This is a genomic window from Okeania sp., assembly GCF_983059655.1.
On record NZ_CEZPJD010000081.1, the window covers coordinates 1 to 16,951 of the forward strand.

Below are 16,951 nucleotides of genomic sequence, written 5' to 3' on the forward strand. Positions count from 1 at the left end.
TCATCCCGACGCTCCCCTACGGGAGAGCGCGGGACTTCCCGCCGGGGGAGTTAAAGAAGGAAGAAGGCAGAAGGCAGAAGGCAGAAGAGAAAATTGCTTTATGGATAGTCAATGATCGGCCACTCCGTGTCTTATCAAAATAGCATGGGTTTAAAACCCCGCCTTTTAAGGCGCAATATTTTTAGAGCCTTGCTCAAATACCCGTTACAAAAATAACTTCTGACTTCTGACTTCTGACTTCTGACTTCGTTTGACGGTGGGGTATTGAACCCGCAAAAGAAAAGATAAAACTGCTATTTCAACTTACGCTGACTATTTTTTAAGTATAGCAGTCGAAACAAAGGTTAGGACATTTACAAAGGCTTAAACTAAGTGAGGGATTACTTTTAACTTTTGACTTTTGACTTTTGCCTTGCGCGGAGCGCTATACACTCTAGTCTAGATATAGCAATCAGGAATCAGAGGTTGTCTGATAAGTCCCATTTGCTACATCACTCGCCCCCGCGCATCCCCCAATTTTGGGGGACTAGAGCAAGCAAATTGACTCTTGTTCCCCCCAAATTTGGCTTGATCGGGGGGGAAAATGCAGTATCAAAAAACTTTTCAGATATCCTCTCAGATATGAGAATTGAGGTGTTCCTTTAAAATAAAGAATATAGCAGTTATCTTAGTTAATATATATTCGTTTTTTTCTTCTTCCCTATTCCCTATTCCCTATTCCCTAGCACTATATCAATTTTTTCTGAGGAAAATTAGAGTGAAAGTTGAACAAGTTATTGATACCCTAAATTTGGATTTACCTACTCTGTTTGAAAAGGATATTTCCTACGATATTTATACTAAAGATATTTTTTTTAAAGACCCAGTTAATACATTCAAGTGGAAGTTCAATTATCGAATTATTTTTTGGACTTTACGTTTTCATGGTCAGTTATTTTTCACTGAACTCTATTTTGATTTACACGATGTTCAGCAAACAGAAGAAAATATAATTTTGGCAAATTGGACTGTTCGTGGAGTATTAAGAGTTCCTTGGCGAGCCAGAATTTTTTTTAACGGTTATTCTACTTATAAATTGAATCAAGATGGATTAATTTATGAGCATATTGATACTTGGGATAGAAAACCTACTGAAATATTAAAGCAGTTTTTTCATAAAGGTTGAGTTCAGTTATCAAAAGAGGGAATAGGGAATAGGGAATAGTAATTGATAATTTATGGATAAGACCAGTTAATGTTAATTATTCTTGTTTTTAGTTCTTCCCCACTCCCCACTGCCCTACTCAAGAAATGGAATCTACTGTATCAAAAGCTTAAAACTCAGACAAAACCATATTTTTTAGTCCTTCCTTCTTCCTTCTTCTTATGAAAACGCCATATTTTTCAGTCCTTTCTTCTTCCTTTCTCCTTCTTCCCTCTTCCTTCTTCCTTCTTAAATAGGAGAAATTTCAGCCATATCTAATATTCTAGGAATTAAATCTTCTCGCTTAATTGCCATCAAATGAACTCCATGACAAATCTTACTAGCAATTTGTACTTGTTCGGCAGCAATTTTTATTCCTTCCTCTAAAGGTTTTTCAGCTTTTGCTAAACGATTAATAATATGTTCTGGTATATCAACTCCAGGCACATACTTATTAATAAAAGCAGCATTTTTGGCAGATTTAAGTAAAAATATTCCAGCTAAAATTGGCTTATTACTATCAACTGCAATTTGATTCATAAATTTTTCTAACTTATCAAAATCAGAAATTAATTGACTTTGAAAAAATTGACACCCTGCTAATAATTTCCGCTCAAATCGTTTTTTTAATCCAGACCAACTAGGGGACTGAGGATCGACAGCAGCACCGACAAATAAATCTGTAGCTCCATCCGGTAAAGCTTTCTCATTCCAATCTATCCCTTGGTTTAACTTAGCAATCATTTTTAATAGACGTGTAGACTCCATATCAAACACACTTCTGGCATCTTTATGGTCTCCTGCCTTTACGGGGTCCCCAGTGAGAGCTAAAATATTATTAAGCCCCAATGCTGAAGCTCCCATTAGATCAGCTTGTAACCCAATACGGTTGCGATCGCGACAAGCTACTTGACATATTGGCTCTATGCCATTATTTTTCAAAATAATTGAGGCAGCCAATGAAGACATTCTCAAAACAGCACGACTGCCATCTGTGACATTAACAGCATGAACCCGACCTTTTAGTGTTGAGGCCATCTCAATCATGTGAGTGGGGTCAGCTCCCTTTGGTGGTGCTACTTCAGCAGTTACTAAAAATTCTCCCGATTTTACTGCATTGCGAAATCTATTCATTTATTTATTACTTAGTTGTGGTTAAGTTGTTAATTTTTCAGACTATTCGATAGATTAAATAAAAATCTTTTTTAACTAACTACCATTTACTTTCATTAACAACGGAAATTTCAGAATATACGATGGCAGAGCAAATATCATTGTTGCTCATTAACAAATTATAATTTCACTTTGAACTTACCGAAGAATTAATAATTAAATAATTAAATAATTCAGGTTTAAAGCTTCCCCTTTCAAGGGAAAAAAAATAAATTTTTTCCTTTTATTCAATCCTCTCCCTAAAAGGAAGAGGTAATTATCAATTACCATTATCAATTATCAATTCTTGAAACATAATTATCCAACTTTAAAATCACTTTTTCAATGAGTTAATCCACTTAACTGCAGTTGAGAATAATTGCCCTCGATCAAAATAAATAAGTTACTAATTTGAGCTTTATTTGAGTAGTTAACTACTAGAGCTAAGAAATAATTAGTTAGGACTTATGCGGATGATGAATCTTAGACTAGGAAATGTTTTTCCAACTATTCCCTGTTCCCAGCTCCGGTGTTCCCTGTTCCCTATCAAATTGGCACAGAATAACCTAAAGCTGCTTTTACTTTTGCTAAGGTTTGATTAGCAACTGCCCCTGCTTTTTGTCTACCTTCAGCTAAAACAGATTCTAGATAACCTTTATCATCCATTATGTCTTTATATTTTGTTTGAATTGGTTTCAAAGCTTCAATAGTTGCCTCAGTTAATAAAGGTTTAAATTGTCCCCATCCCATATCCTGACATTCTACTGCTACTTCTTCTTTTGTTTTGCCTGAAAATAATCTATAAAGGGTTAATAAATTATTGCATTCAGGTCGTTCAGGATTATCAAATTCTAAACCCTTAACTGGGTCTGTTTTGCATCGTTTAATTTTTTTTGTAACTGCATCTGGTGGGTCTAATAAACTAATTCTACTCAATTCTGAAGGGTCAGATTTAGACATTTTGCTAGTACCATCCGTCAAACTCATTACCCGCGCACCCTCTTTTCTAATCAAAGGATCTGGTAATTTTAGTATTTTTTCCTCGTTACCAAATTGATGATTAAATCTAACTGCAATATCACGAGTAAGCTCCAAGTGTTGTTTTTGGTCTTCTCCTACAGGAACTTTATCTGCATCATAAAGTAAAATATCAGCAGCCATTAAAACTGGATAATCTAATAAACCTGTACCGACATTTTCTCCTTGTTTAACTGATTTTTCCTTGAATTGAATCATATCCGTCAACCAATTCAGTGGAGTAATACAGTTCAGTAACCATGTCAATTCACTATGAGCTGGAATATGAGATTGTACAAATATGGTAGAGTAATGCAGGTCTATACCACAGGCTAAATATAAGGCTGCAATAGTATAAGTATCTTTACTTAGATTTGCTGGATCGTGTGGTACTGTAATAGCGTGTAAGTCTACTACACAGAAGAAATTATCATATTCTTTTTGATCCTCCACCCAGTTGCGAATAGCACCTAAATAATTTCCAATATGAAGGTTTCCAGTTGGTTGAACTCCAGAGAGTACGCGCTGTTTAACCATTACTTTTTGACTTTAGCCATTAAATATTAATTAATAATTAACAATAACATAATTGAGTTCCCATAATGAAGTCAAAAGTCAAAAATTAAAAGTCAAAAGTGAGATAATATTGGCGCAAAAGTTTAAAAATCAAAATTAAAAAATTAAAAATCAAAAGTGAGATAGTATTGGCGCAAAAGTTTAAAAGTCAAAAGTTAAAAGATTGACAAAATGTAAATAATTATTCCTAACAAACACTATATTAATGAATAGACCTCTGGCAAAAGTTTTAATTAAACCAATTCAAGATATGAAATAAACAATTTTATCTCTCTATTCCCTAATTTATCTAAGAAGTCTAATGTTTCTCAATCAAATTAAATGAAGCCGAAAATTAATAACATTACTGCCTGGAAACAAGCTGAACTACTAATGCAACCTGCTTTCATCAGATTATTAGATCATATTCGTAAAAAACTAGATAATTCTGTTTGGCAAGGAGATTATCAAGAAATACAAACACCTATTCCAGGTTATAGATTAGATTTAGAATATCAAGACCAAAAAGTTAGTATTGATATCTGGGAACTTTGCTATCAAGTTTGTTTTAGTAATTATCATGTTACTCATAGTTCTGAAGAAACGGTAGAAGTTGAAGTCGATACTAGCTTACTCAATGATGAAGGAAGTGTTAATTGGGAGCATCTTGACGAAAAAGCTCTAAAAGTAGTAGAAAATATGATAGCTGATTTACCAACAGTATAGATATGATATATTTTATCAGAACAAAATAACTATTTGTATAGCTAAGAAAGAATTGGTTAGGACATAGATTAATGACGAATCTTAGACTAGAAAATGTTTTTCTAAGTGTCCCCTATTCCCTGTTCCCTGTTCCCTGTTCCCTGTTCCCTATTCCCTAAAAATTATAATTATGAACCAAGAATTACAGAATATTCAAACATCTAATGGTGGAACTTTTCAAGACTCAATTCCAGTTAGTTTTGGTAATGATACTCAAGCAATAGAAGCAACAAAACAGGGAGTAGCTGTATGCGATCGCTCTCATTGGGGACTAATACAAATTTCCGACGAAGATCGTCTCCGGTTTCTACACAACCAAAGTACAAATAATTTCAATATTCTCAAACCAGGTGAAGGTTGTGAGACAGTTTTTGTCACTCCCACTGCTCGTACTATTGACTTAGCAACAGCTTATGTAACAGAAGATGCGGTCTTGTTGTTAGTCTCTCCTACTCGTTGTCAACAGTTAATAGAGTGGTTTGACCGTTATCTATTCCCGATGGACAGGGTGGCAGTGAAAGATATTAGTAGCGAATACGCCATATTTAGTCTCATAGGGCCAGAAAGCAAAAACTTGATCGCCAAATTATCAGGGATAACTTCTTCAGATGCACCCCACCCTAGTCACCAGTTAATAAGTCTTAAAGATGTAGAAGTTCGCTTGACTGTTGGTAGTGGGTTGGCAACAGAGGGATACACTTTGATAGTTCCTATAAATAATGCTGCTAAGGTTTGGCAAATGTTAACAGAAATAGGAGCAGTACCTATGGGCGATCGCCTATGGCAACAACTGAGAATACAGGAAGGTCGTCCCGCGCCAGACTATGAACTGACAGATGACTATAACCCCTTGGAAGCTGGTTTATGGAATACCATTTCTTTTGAGAAAGGTTGTTACATTGGTCAAGAAACTATTGCTCGTTTAAATACATATAAAGGTGTAAAACAAAGACTTTTGGGAGTCCGTTTAAATGGGATGGCGGAGTTAGGAAATGTTGTGAAAGTTGGAGATGAAAAAGTTGGGAAGCTGACAAGTTGTACAGAAACTAATGATGGTTATTTTGGTTTAGTTTATATCAGGACAAAAGCTGGTGGAGCAGGTTTAAAAGTACAAGTGGGAGATGTGGAAGGGGAATTAGTTGAAGTGCCTTTTTTGACTCATCAATATTTTGAGAGTTAGGCAGAGTAATTTAATATAGCGCTAAGTGCAAGGCAACAGGCAACAGGGGAATAAAAAAGGGTTTCAGCTTCTATAATTAACTGCAATGTAGGGACGTTGCATGCAACGTCCCTACCAGACTGGGTAAAGATTGTTTATTACAATTATTGGTGGTGCTGCAGTGTAATGATCGTACAAGGAAGAAGGAAAAACCTTCGTCACTGTGCAACGCCAGCATTGGTATTAGTTATTTTTGCTTATTGACTTTTTTCTAGAATTTAAGGTAACTTAAAAATCATTTAGATATTTAATTAATATAGTTTAATATAATTAAAACTAAGACGTTATAGTTATGAGTGTACAGTATGCAACTACAACAGAAGCAGCTTTTTTGCTAAATATTTCCACAGGTAGATTAAGAACTTTACTAAATCAAAACCGTGTCAGAGGTGCTCAAAAAATCAAAAGACTTTGGATGATTCCATTAAACAAACGGGGAATGCCAGAGATTACACCAGGTAGCCGTGGTCCTGAAGGTACTTGGAACAAGAATCAACGTACAGGTAATACCTTTATTCATGTTCTGCGAAAGACCATTGACTATAACCGAGACAATGGAACTTCTCATCCAGCAGTTGCCGTAAAAGTAGGAGATAAAAAAAATTATTGCCACGCCCTAAAAATTAACGGACCTTGCCAAATCGTTTATCAACCTCATCAACCCAATAGAAGCCAAGCCGGGGGAGCACGTCTGTGGATAGAAGTAGAGCCACAACATATAGTGGAGCGAGTATACTTCAGTGATGGAGATTATGGTCCGCCACCGGAAGTAGTTGAGCAGCGATCCAAAAGTCAAAAAAAGAAAGGAAATAACAAAAGCACTTAGATAAACAGTTAGTCTCGAAAAGAGCATTTCGCTAGCATAGGAATTATTCCTTAGTGATGAGTTGATTCAAAGCAAATTTTATGAATTAGTAAATGAAAATACTCATACTTCTGAGTTACTGGTAGTGAGATCAATATGTAAATGGGGAAACTGTAGCGCGAGCAATTATTACAGATAGACGTCTCCAAAAATAAAAAATAAAATCAATTATTCCCCTCCACGGTCGGGGTTAGGGGTGGGTTCCCTATTCCTTATTCCCTAGCGCTATAAATTTAGTACCGGTTTACTAACTTGACAATTTCTGAGGCTAATGCTTGTATCATTGGGCGAGTAGAAACATCTTCCCCTCTTTGTAGATGATGGACAATACCTGTTAAAATCGCATCTGTTCTCTCAACTTTATCCTCTTTTGCTTCATAATTGCTGTAGATAATTGCGATTATGGGTAAAGTTTTTTTCAGTTTATTTTGACAAAATTTTTGCCATTCCATAACTTCAGATTCAGTTTTAGCTAAAATCACAGCATGGGTAGCTTCAGACATAATTACTTGATTTTCTGGGGAAGTTTTTCCTCCTACATCAAACAACAATAAGGAATTTTTAATTCTTTGGAGATCTCGTGCCTTTCCTTGGGCAAATTCTGGAGTAAATGTAGCTTTATATTTAGCTTTTAATTGCTTGGCTAAATCTGGATAATTTTTGAAAGTTTCAGGAAAGAAAGAACCATCTCCATCAGGACAGCCTGAAATTGAAAAAAAATCTTGTGGGGCTGATTCCAACCTCAAAATAGCTGTTTTTAAACCATCTCGCAAAACAGTTTTACCAGTATTTGCAGGTCCGCATAAAACTACTTTTATCGGTTGAGAATTAACGGCATTTTCTACATCTAATATTTCACCTACTTGGTGATGGGGAGAATGACTAATAGTAGTAACATATCTGTCAAGTTTGGGGTCAAAAACGGCTATGCCACTATATTTATGAGCTAATTTATTAGCTATGAAAAAACTAGCTAATACTGTTGAACGTCCGTTGATTTTTAAGAGTTTTTTCCCACCTGGTAATTGTCCAGAATTAATTAAATTTTCTAACTGTATTTTCGCGTCTTTGAGAATTAGATCGCCGTCAAATTCTCCACCATTTTTGAGTCTTGCTATTAAAATATCATTTTCCCAATAGGTTAAAAATAATGGTTCTACCGAAGGCGTAGGAGATACTTGTATAATCTTACCAGTTTCCAAGTCAATGCGAGTTCCTAAAGGATAGTCAGGAGTTGTGCTGATAACAACGACATAAGCTTTTAAACGAGTGTCTGAAACAGCGATCGCTCCATATAAATGTCCCAGTTGATGGGCAAAAGTATAACTTGCTAATACAGAAATACGTCCGGAAATTTTCAGTAGTTTCCCTCCTGTAAGTTCTCCTGTAGATATCATTTGCTCTAGCTGTTTTGCTACATCTTTGACAATTTGGTCCCCATCAACTTTAATAGCTTCACCATTCGGAGTTTTAGCAAAGTCTACTTTGAGAGTATCTTTTTCTAAGTGAATATTGTAGGAATTCATCTATTTTTCCCTTTTTTTATTTACTTTTTTACTTTACATCACACTAGGAAAAGGGGTATTCTACAATCTGGTACTATAAAAGAATTCAGAATTTAGAATTTAGAATTCAGAATAGACATCTCTAGAAAATAGGAAGTAGGGAGTAATATCAAGTCTCATTAAGAACGCCATAATAAATTAGCTATCTTTAGTCATCTAAAGATGACTTCTGCTATGCAGCCCAGAAATTTATTTCTTGGCGAATGACATGGATCGCTTTTTTAAGCGTTTCTTTTCTACCAAGAGAATAAATTTGATTTCCTTATATTCAATTCCGTAACGGTTTTAACTAGAGGTAATTATCAATTATCCATTATCAATTATCCATTATCCATTAATAAACTTCTGCCTTTCTTCTTAAAATTTAAAATAATGAATCAAGAAAACTTTACATCAGCATCAGATGCTGATGTTTTTAACTTTCCCCCTGACGTTGAATTTTTACAGATATTAGCACGGGGTTCTTTAAAACAAAATTTACCTAAAGCTGTACGTCTGTGGGTGATTTTATATTCTATATATGGAGATGAAGCAGATCCAATCAAGGTAAAATTGGCCGCTCAATTTACTTATAATGACTGGTGTAAGGAATTTTTTACAGATTTTGACTATCATAAAAATGATAAAATTCCTATTTACCACGACTCTAAATGTCCTTGTGCTAAAACAATTCCTGATTGGCTATTTGAACCAACTATAGGTTCTAATGCACTGGAATGGAAAAAGTCATTTATTCAGCTTTACCCAATTACCGTACAACAGCTCAGTAATTTATTAAATTTTGGCATAATTAATACACAGAAAAACCAGACAAAACAACAGAAGATTCGTTTATTAGCTAAAACTAGAAAAAACTTTCAATATGATTTTCAAGCTTTAGTTTCAATGGGTTGGTTGCGGGCGAGACAAATCAAAACTAATCATCATCTGAATAAATTTCAAACTCAATATATTAAAGTTAATTCTTTTCCCGGACTTCCCAGAAATTCACCTTCACAAGAAGTTATCGAAAATCAAGAGGTAGGAAATGTTCTTCAAAATGATTTGGCAGATTTTTTTGATGATTTTGGTCGGGAAATTAATCACGAACAACGGTTTTTTTTAGAGCTGGAATATATCGTACATCAACAGTTATCATCAAGAATAAATGAGTTCCGAGAAAAACTCAAAGAGATTTGGCATTTTCAGCCTATTCCGCCGATAAAAATTACTTATGTTAGTGCTAGAAACTTTCAAGACCGTCAAGATGAAGGGGAAGATTATATAGTCTATCCTGTTTGTATTTACTATTCTAAACGTGCCCCTTATTTATTTGCTTATGGTCAAACTCCAAAGAAGGATAAGAGTGGTACAAAAATAAATTGGTATGATTATCGTCTTGACAGAATAAAAAGTTTAGAAGTGTTAGATTGGAATGGAGTTAATCTGCCTAATTTTTCTCTCAAAATTTGTCAATCAAAAACACCAGCGGAAATAGAAAAAAAGAGAAGTGAAGCTTGGGGATTTGATTTTTATAAACCTCAAGATGTGCTACTAATTAGGTTCGATCAATACTTTCATAATCTGTATATTCAAGGCACAGATCGAGAAAATTTATTCAAAAAAATTTCCTATAAACAAGCTCAAAGTTTGATTAATAGTTCCAAGGATAAATTAGAACAAAAACAACAGTTATTAAGAATTTTAAAATCTCGTTCTCCCGATGATATTTATTGTCGAGTTAATTATCGTAAAGATGATTACAATGTCATTATGCGTTTGAGAGCTTGGGGGGCAAAAATTGAAGTATTATTACCTTTGGATTTGCGTCAAACTATGACTGAAAATATTCAAGACACTTGGAAACTTTATCTGAATTCAGAATTCAGGAGTCAGAATTCAGAATTCAGGAGTTAGAATTCAGAATTCAGGAGTCAGAATTCGGGAGTTAGAATTTAGAATCCAGAATTCAGGAGTTAGGATTTATATTAGGATTTAGGAGTTAGAATTCAGGAGTCAGAATTCAGAATTCAGGAGTTAGAATTTAGAATTCAGGAGTTAGAATTTAGAATCCAGGAGTTAGAATTTAGAATCCAGAATTCAGGAGTTAAGATTTATATTAGGATTTAGAATTCAGAATTCAGGAGTCAGAATTCAGAATTCAGGAGTTAGAATTTAGAATCCAGAATTCAGGAGTTAAGATTTATATTAGGATTTAGAATTCAGAATTTAGGAGTTAGGATTTAGGAGTTAGAATTCAGGAGTCAGAATTCAGAATTCAGGAGTTAGAATTTAGAATCCAGAATTCAGGAGTTAAGATTTATATTAGGATTTAGAATTCAGAATTTAGGAGTTAGGATTTAGGAGTTAGAATTCAGAAATCTAAGAAATACCATAACTATTTGTAGCAAATATTTATCAATTTAGTATTACAATCAGGACTTACGCAAAGACACTATATATAGCGTATAGTAAGTAGAGCGATCGCTATAATCGGTTAAGCGATCGCCTCAAAACAAGTATCATAATCAGGACTTACACAAAGACACTATATATAGTCAGTAATTACGCAAATAAACTGCATATAGCGTTATCGATCGAGGTTTATCTATTTAGCGATCGCTTGAAAAAAATCTAAAAATTTAAAAAGCTTAACTCAAGTTACTTGATATTATTGGGTATACTAATTGAGTATGCCCAATAATTATTTATCAATATATTTAAGATGAATTTTAATTATTTAAAATATTGTCAGTATTTAATAAGTAGCCAGAAAAATTATACTCTGACAAATCTTGCTGACCATCTGGAAGAAGTTAGCCATGATCAAATTAACCGTCCCATACAAAAATCTTGATTTAGGAGCAGAAATTTTGTGGCAAAATGTGCAGGAGGAAATTATAACTACTGAAGATGGTTATTTAATTTTTGATGATACAGTTATCAATAAAAAATATTCCCAAAAAATAGAACTTGTTCGACGTCAGTATAGCGGTAATGAACATAGGGTAGTTTGCTGACGCAAGGCTACGCCAACGTGGAATAGGAATAGTTAACTGCCTATATTTTAATCCTCATTCTAGTTCAATTCTGGATTATAGATTATCGTATATATGATCCAGAGAGTGATGAAAAGAGTAAAATAGATCATGTAGAAGAAATGATGGTTGATGTAGTAAAAAAGAAGAAAATACCAGTAAAAATAGTATTAATGGATAGCTGGTATGCAACCCAAAGACTTATGGCCTTAGTGGATAATTTAGGTAAAATTTACTATTGTCCGTTAAAAAGGAATCGTTTAGTAGACGATACCGGAGGTATAAAAAAATATCAAAACCTGGAAGATTTAACATGGAATGAGTGGGAATTAGTATCAGGAAAAATTATTAAAGTTAAAGGAATTCCAGTGAGATAAAAAAGTCAAATTCCATACGGGTTACTGTTTCCACAAACAGAACAGAATATATTGCTACTAACGACCTGAATCAATCCTGTAATGATGACGTAGAGTTTGAAATCCAAACTCGATGGAAAATAGAAGAATTTCACAGAGAAATTAAACAATTAACAGGACTGGAGCGTTGTCAATGTCGTTTGAATCAAATCCAAAGAAATCATATTGCTTGTGCTATGTTAGCTTGGAATTATTTGAAGAAATTGGCAACTATTATTGGTCGAACTATTTATAAGCTTAAGCATCAATTATTGTCTAAGTATCTATTCTCTGAACTGAAATATCCTTCAATCAAAATCACACTTATTTAACTTGTTAAAAGTTGAGTTTTGGTTAGAAAATTTAGGGGGATCGCATTAAAATTTAAATAGCGATCGCTCTACTTGCTATATGCTATATATAGTGTCTTTGCGTAAGTCCTGACAATATTGAGGAGTCAGAATTATTTGGGAAAGTTTAGTGGCTTTAGTCATTGTACATTTCGCCTACCTATATAATTCCTAGCTGCCTACTAGCTTCTAACTCCTGGCACCTGAGTTCTGAATTCTTTCTTAATAAACTCATGTTAACTCAACCTGCTAGAAAATTTCAAGACTTAATTGTGTGGCAAAAAGCCCATCGTTTTGTTTTGTCAATATATTCTATTAGTCGTAGTTTTCCAAAAGAAGAAATCTATGGATTAACATCTCAATTCAGACGTGCTGCTGTATCTGTACCTGCAAATATAGCAGAAGGTTTTAAGAGAAGAACTGTGCCTGATAAAATTAGATTTTTGAACATAGCACAAAGTTCATTGGAAGAGTGTCGCTATTACTTAATCTTAGTTCAAGACCTTGGATACAACAATAATTGTACTGAAGTAATGGGAGAATTAGAAGAAGTAAGTAAACTACTAGATTCTTATGTAAACAAGTTAAAGCAGCAAAAACATTCTTCTGATTCCTAACTCTTTATTTCTAACTTTACTCTAAATTATGACTCCTGCAATTCTGAATATTCTAACCCCCTTTCCACTGCTATTTTATACTACTAAATAGGGCTTGCTGATTAAATATCAAAGTCTTTACAGGTAAAGGTAAGTTCCTTTTCAGATACTAATAAAGTACCAGCTTTTAGGTGGTAATGGTTCAATTAGGAGCGCATTTTGGGCATTTCGAGGGGTAGAAAATCAAGGGAAGATTCTTCTGACTACCTCTTCTACAATTCTCATTCCTCCTGGATTCTGGATTCTGAATTCTGGTTCCTCCTCTGAAAAAAAAGACTTTTGTCAGCAAACCCTAATTAAAGACATCTAAATCCAAAAATATGAAACTTTCACATCGTTTTGAACAAGCTTTAGTATTAGCAACTCAACTTCATGCTAATCAGGTGAGAAAAGGTAGCGACATTCCCTACATTAGTCACTTATTAAGTGTGGCAGCGTTGGTTTTGGAAGATGGTGGGGATGAGGATGAGGCGATCGCTGCTCTTTTACATGATGCGGTGGAAGACCAGGGGGGTGAAAAAACTCGTGATTTAATTAGACAGCAGTTTGGAGAAAGGGTTATTGGTATTGTTGATGGTTGTACTGAGTCTTTGATAATGCCTAAACCACCATGGCACGATCGCAAGTTACAGTATTTGGAAAAAATGCGTTCTGCTTCGACTTCTGTGCTGCGGGTATCAATGGCAGATAAATTACATAATGCCCGCTCTACTCTTGCTGAGTTTTATAGAGAAGGTGATACAGTTTGGCAGAAATTTAAGGGAGGAAAAGAGGGTTCGTTATGGTTTTATCGTAGTTTGCTGGAGATTTATCAACAAGGTGCTTCTAATTTCTTGAAGACAGAATTAGAGCGGGTTGTTTGTGAATTGGAGAGTTAATTAGAATTTAGTCCAGTAGGGTGTGTTAGGCGCTAGCCGTAACGCACCAATATTTTCAACAATGAATAATGAATAATGAATAATTACCTCTCCTTGAAAGAAGAGGATTGACAAAGAGATGAAAATTTTTCTTTATTATCCCCTTAAAAGGGGAGGCTTTAAACCACAATTTTTCGGTAAAAATTACACCAGGAATTGATTATCAAGTCATCTTGAGGGTGAGTTATGCTTCCCTGAAATAATGGTGGGTTAAGCTTTCTTAAAAGCTAAAATATGGTGGGTTAAGCTTTCTTAAAAGCTAAAATATGGTGGGTTAAGCTTTCCTAAAAGCTAAAATATGGTGCGTTACGCTTCGCTAAAAGCTAAAATATGGTGCGTTATATCGAATCCGTTTAATTCGGTATAAAAAAATATTCCATCTTCATCCAGAGCGGAAAGAATTCTGAGTTATTTTCCCTTCTGTTTGCGGAGCATTCCGTAGGAAATTCAGAATTCTGGATTCTGATTCACTATCTTATTACACCGATGCTACCGGATTTGATTACGCTTCGCTAAAAGCTAAAATATGGTGCGTTACGCTTCGCTAACACACCCTACTGGACTGGACTTTATAAATTACAGCACTTTTGAGGATAGTGAGGTACACTTATAGGACTATTCTTATATTTCCTATTCCCTATTCCCTGTTCCCTGTTCCCTAGAGCAATAAAACTTTGTACCTCATCAACTAGAAAACTGCTGTAAGTCATAAGAAAACCCCATTTCCATTGCAATGCCATAATGTTATGGAAGGTAGAAGGCAGAACATACTGTCAACTGCTAACTAACAACTGATAACTGATAACTGTTAACTGATAACTGAAATAGCGATGGTTTTCCGCAAGATTTTTCCTAATTTTAATGCTAACCAGGAATTAGATTCAACTAATTTAGTTGATAAATTCCTCACTTTAGACAATTTTATTCAAGCTTTTTCTAATGTTGCTGCTAAACAAGGTAGCCCGGGTGTTGATGATGAAACTATTTCTGACTTTAAGCAAAGTTTACAGAGTAATATTTCTCAACTTAAGGATGATGTGGCTAATAATAGATATCAACCTCTTCCTTGTAAACAGATTTTGATTCCTAAAAATCATGGCAATTTTCGAGAGTTAAGGGTTCCTACTGTTAGGGATAGAATTGTCCAACACGCTCTTTTAAATGTGCTTAATCCTGTGGTGGAAAAACATTTTTCTGCTGTTAGTTTTGCTTATCGTCCTAATCTCTCTTATTTGGATGCTGTTAATGAGGTAATTCGGTGGCGAGATGAAGGTTATCGGTTTGTTTTGGATGCCGATATTACTAAGTTTTTTGATAATATTAATCATCAAATATTATTAAGAGCAGTGCGGAATTATGTGGAATATCCAGGGATTTTATGTTTGATTAAATCTTGGGTTTCTGTTGGTATTTTAACTAAGGAGAGAATTGTTAAGGCTGAGAAAGGTATTCCTCAAGGGGCGGTTATTTCTCCTCTTTTGGCTAATATTTATTTGGATGAATTTGATAAAAGTTTCTCCGATAATGATTGGAAATTGGTACGTTATGCTGATGATTTTGTCGTCCTGGCTAAAAGTTTAGAAGAAATTATTTCTGCTTCTTCTCATGTGGAAAAAACTTTGGATTCTCTAGAGTTAACTTTGCATCCTGATAAAACTCTTTTAACTAATTTTCAAGAAGGATTTCGTTTTCTCGGACATGGTTTTCTTGATAATGCTATTTTTCCAGTTGAGTCGAATACTAAAGTAGAAGGCAGAGGAAATCCCCCCTACTCCAAATTCAACAAAAAGCGCAGCAACTTATGGCTTCCGCCTTTCCAAGGAGGACGGGAGGGGGATAAAAAAAGGGGGAGGCAGAAGGGAGAAGATTTTTCTCTGGCTGAGAATCAGTTGAAGCAACAGGGTAAAAAAAAAGTCTCGAAGAACAAGAGGCGGAAACAACGGAATTGGAAGTTTTACCAATAGCTTTTTCATCAACAACAACCCTAGAAAATGTCGAGCTAAAGCTTGCTAAAAAATTTACTAATCGTATTACTTGGAGTCGAGAAATGGCTACTCTTTATTTACTTGAGGCTGGTACTACTATTTATAAGGATAATAAACGGTTTGGGATTTGGATTCCTGATAAAAATAAGGATAATAATCGGGTGGAAATTCCGATTAGAGAGATTGAAAGGATTTTGATTTTTGGCAACATTCAGTTGACTACTCCGGTAATTCAAACTTGTTTACAGGAAAAAATTATTGTCTTATTTTTGGCTTCCTCTGGTCAATATCAAGGTCATGTTTGGAACTTGGAATCTACTCATCTAGATAATGAATTGGTTCAGGTGAAAAAACATGGTAATCTTGATTTTCAATTACCTGTTTGTCAGGCTATTGTTCGGGGGAAGTTGATGAATTCTCGACAGCTTTTATTAAGATTAAATCGGAAGCGTCAAGTGCCGGATGTAGCGAAGGCGATCGCTGGTCTTAATACTGATATTTTGGCTGTTGATGCTGTTAAGAATCTTGAGAGTTTACGGGGTTATGAGGGTATTGGGGCTACTCGATATTTTCCGGCTTTTGGTAAGTTAATTACTAATCCTGATTTTAGTTTTTCTTTGCGGAATCGTCAACCACCTCAAGATCCGGTGAATTCTTTGTTGAGCTTTGGTTATACTCTACTTTTTAATAATGTTTTGAGTTTGATTATTGCTGAGGGTTTATCGCCTTATTTTGGGAATTTTCATTACAGTGAGGATAGGAAAAATAAACCTTTTTTGGCTTTTGATTTGATGGAGGAATTTCGTTCTCCTATTGTTGATAGTTTTGTGTTATGGTTTATTAATTCTTCTGTGGTGAAGCCTAAAGATTTTGAGTCAGTTATTACGACAGGAGGTGTTTATCTGAAGTCAGGAGCAAGGAAGGTATTTTTGGAACAATTTGAACAAAAAATGAATGAGTCAATTTCTCACCCTGACGTACAGTCTCAAGTTTGTTATCGACAGGCAATTCAATTACAAATTCGGCGTTATAAGCGTTATCTTTTGCATGAGGAAGCTTATGAGCCTTTTTGGCGGACAACTTAGAATTCTGAATTCAGGAGCTAGAATTTGCTACATCACTCGCCCCCTAAATCCCTCAAAATTGGGGTACTTTTAGAGGCAAATTGACTCTTGTTCCCCCCAAAGTTGGGAGGCTAGTGCCGCTACGCGGAAGTCAGAAGTCAGAAGTTAGAAGTCAGAAGTATTGATTGGTAAGGCTTTTAAGATTTTGTAACTGGTCAGTTATTTCCGCCATTCTGCACTAGGGGG

The 16,951-nt window shown here is 34.9% G+C and carries 12 protein-coding genes and 1 pseudogene; 10 read left to right on the forward strand and 3 right to left on the reverse strand.

Annotated elements, in window-relative coordinates:
* Positions 1-757 precede the first annotated feature (757 nt).
* Positions 758-1,165 (forward strand): C6orf136 family protein, encoded by a 408-nt coding sequence (locus tag AC3DU7_RS07350; RefSeq protein ID WP_488038700.1) that lies wholly within the window; start codon positions 758-760, stop codon positions 1,163-1,165.
* Between the two features lie 267 nt (positions 1,166-1,432).
* On the opposite strand, the gene AC3DU7_RS07355 is transcribed toward AC3DU7_RS07350, so the two are convergent.
* Positions 1,433-2,317 carry a methylenetetrahydrofolate reductase gene (locus AC3DU7_RS07355; RefSeq protein WP_488038701.1) on the reverse strand — a complete coding sequence of 295 codons (885 nt, stop codon included), beginning with the start codon at positions 2,315-2,317 and terminating at the stop codon, positions 1,433-1,435.
* A gap of 564 nt (positions 2,318-2,881) precedes the next feature.
* Positions 2,882-3,889, reverse strand: coding sequence for a tryptophan--tRNA ligase (gene trpS / locus AC3DU7_RS07360; protein WP_488038702.1), 1,008 nt, complete (start codon positions 3,887-3,889; stop codon positions 2,882-2,884).
* 360 nt (positions 3,890-4,249) lie between these two features.
* On the opposite strand from trpS, the gene AC3DU7_RS07365 reads away from it, so the two are divergent.
* The 3 genes from AC3DU7_RS07365 to AC3DU7_RS07375 all read left to right on the forward strand — a co-directional run bounded on the left by AC3DU7_RS07365 (position 4,250) and on the right by AC3DU7_RS07375 (position 6,717).
* Positions 4,250-4,633 carry a hypothetical protein gene (locus tag AC3DU7_RS07365; protein WP_488038703.1) on the forward strand — a complete coding sequence of 128 codons (384 nt, stop codon included), beginning with the start codon at positions 4,250-4,252 and terminating at the stop codon, positions 4,631-4,633.
* A gap of 169 nt (positions 4,634-4,802) precedes the next feature.
* Positions 4,803-5,852 (forward strand): CAF17-like 4Fe-4S cluster assembly/insertion protein YgfZ, encoded by a 1,050-nt coding sequence (gene ygfZ, locus AC3DU7_RS07370; RefSeq protein WP_488038704.1) that lies wholly within the window; start codon positions 4,803-4,805, stop codon positions 5,850-5,852.
* Positions 5,853-6,183: 331 nt separating this feature from the next.
* Positions 6,184-6,717 (forward strand): DNA-binding protein, encoded by a 534-nt coding sequence (locus AC3DU7_RS07375; RefSeq protein ID WP_488038705.1) that lies wholly within the window; start codon positions 6,184-6,186, stop codon positions 6,715-6,717.
* A gap of 272 nt (positions 6,718-6,989) precedes the next feature.
* On the opposite strand, the gene AC3DU7_RS07380 is transcribed toward AC3DU7_RS07375, so the two are convergent.
* Entirely contained in the window at positions 6,990-8,282 is a 1,293-nt protein-coding gene (locus AC3DU7_RS07380) for a hypothetical protein (protein WP_488038706.1), read from the reverse strand.
* A 411-nt stretch (positions 8,283-8,693) separates the two neighbouring features.
* Here AC3DU7_RS07380 and AC3DU7_RS07385 point away from each other — a divergent pair, with 411 nt between their 5' ends.
* The 6 genes and pseudogenes from AC3DU7_RS07385 (at position 8,694) to cas1 (ending at position 16,726) form a co-directional block, all read left to right on the forward strand.
* Complete coding sequence (locus AC3DU7_RS07385) at positions 8,694-10,217, forward strand: TIGR03985 family CRISPR-associated protein (RefSeq protein WP_488038707.1); 1,524 nt, start codon at positions 8,694-8,696, stop codon at positions 10,215-10,217.
* 808 nt (positions 10,218-11,025) lie between these two features.
* A pseudogene (locus AC3DU7_RS07390) lies at positions 11,026-12,065 on the forward strand (IS701 family transposase).
* 251 nt (positions 12,066-12,316) lie between these two features.
* Entirely contained in the window at positions 12,317-12,700 is a 384-nt protein-coding gene (locus tag AC3DU7_RS07395) for a four helix bundle protein (protein WP_488038708.1), read from the forward strand.
* 359 nt (positions 12,701-13,059) lie between these two features.
* Positions 13,060-13,617, forward strand: coding sequence for an HD domain-containing protein (locus AC3DU7_RS07400; protein ID WP_488038709.1), 558 nt, complete (start codon positions 13,060-13,062; stop codon positions 13,615-13,617).
* Positions 13,618-14,486: 869 nt separating this feature from the next.
* Positions 14,487-15,620, forward strand: coding sequence for a reverse transcriptase domain-containing protein (locus AC3DU7_RS07405; protein ID WP_488038710.1), 1,134 nt, complete (start codon positions 14,487-14,489; stop codon positions 15,618-15,620).
* On the forward strand, positions 15,602-16,726 hold the full coding sequence (gene cas1 / locus AC3DU7_RS07410; RefSeq protein WP_488038711.1) for a CRISPR-associated endonuclease Cas1: 1,125 nt from the start codon (positions 15,602-15,604) through the stop codon (positions 16,724-16,726). Before AC3DU7_RS07405 ends, cas1 begins: the two co-directional genes overlap by 19 nt.
* Positions 16,727-16,951: the final 225 nt, after the last annotated feature.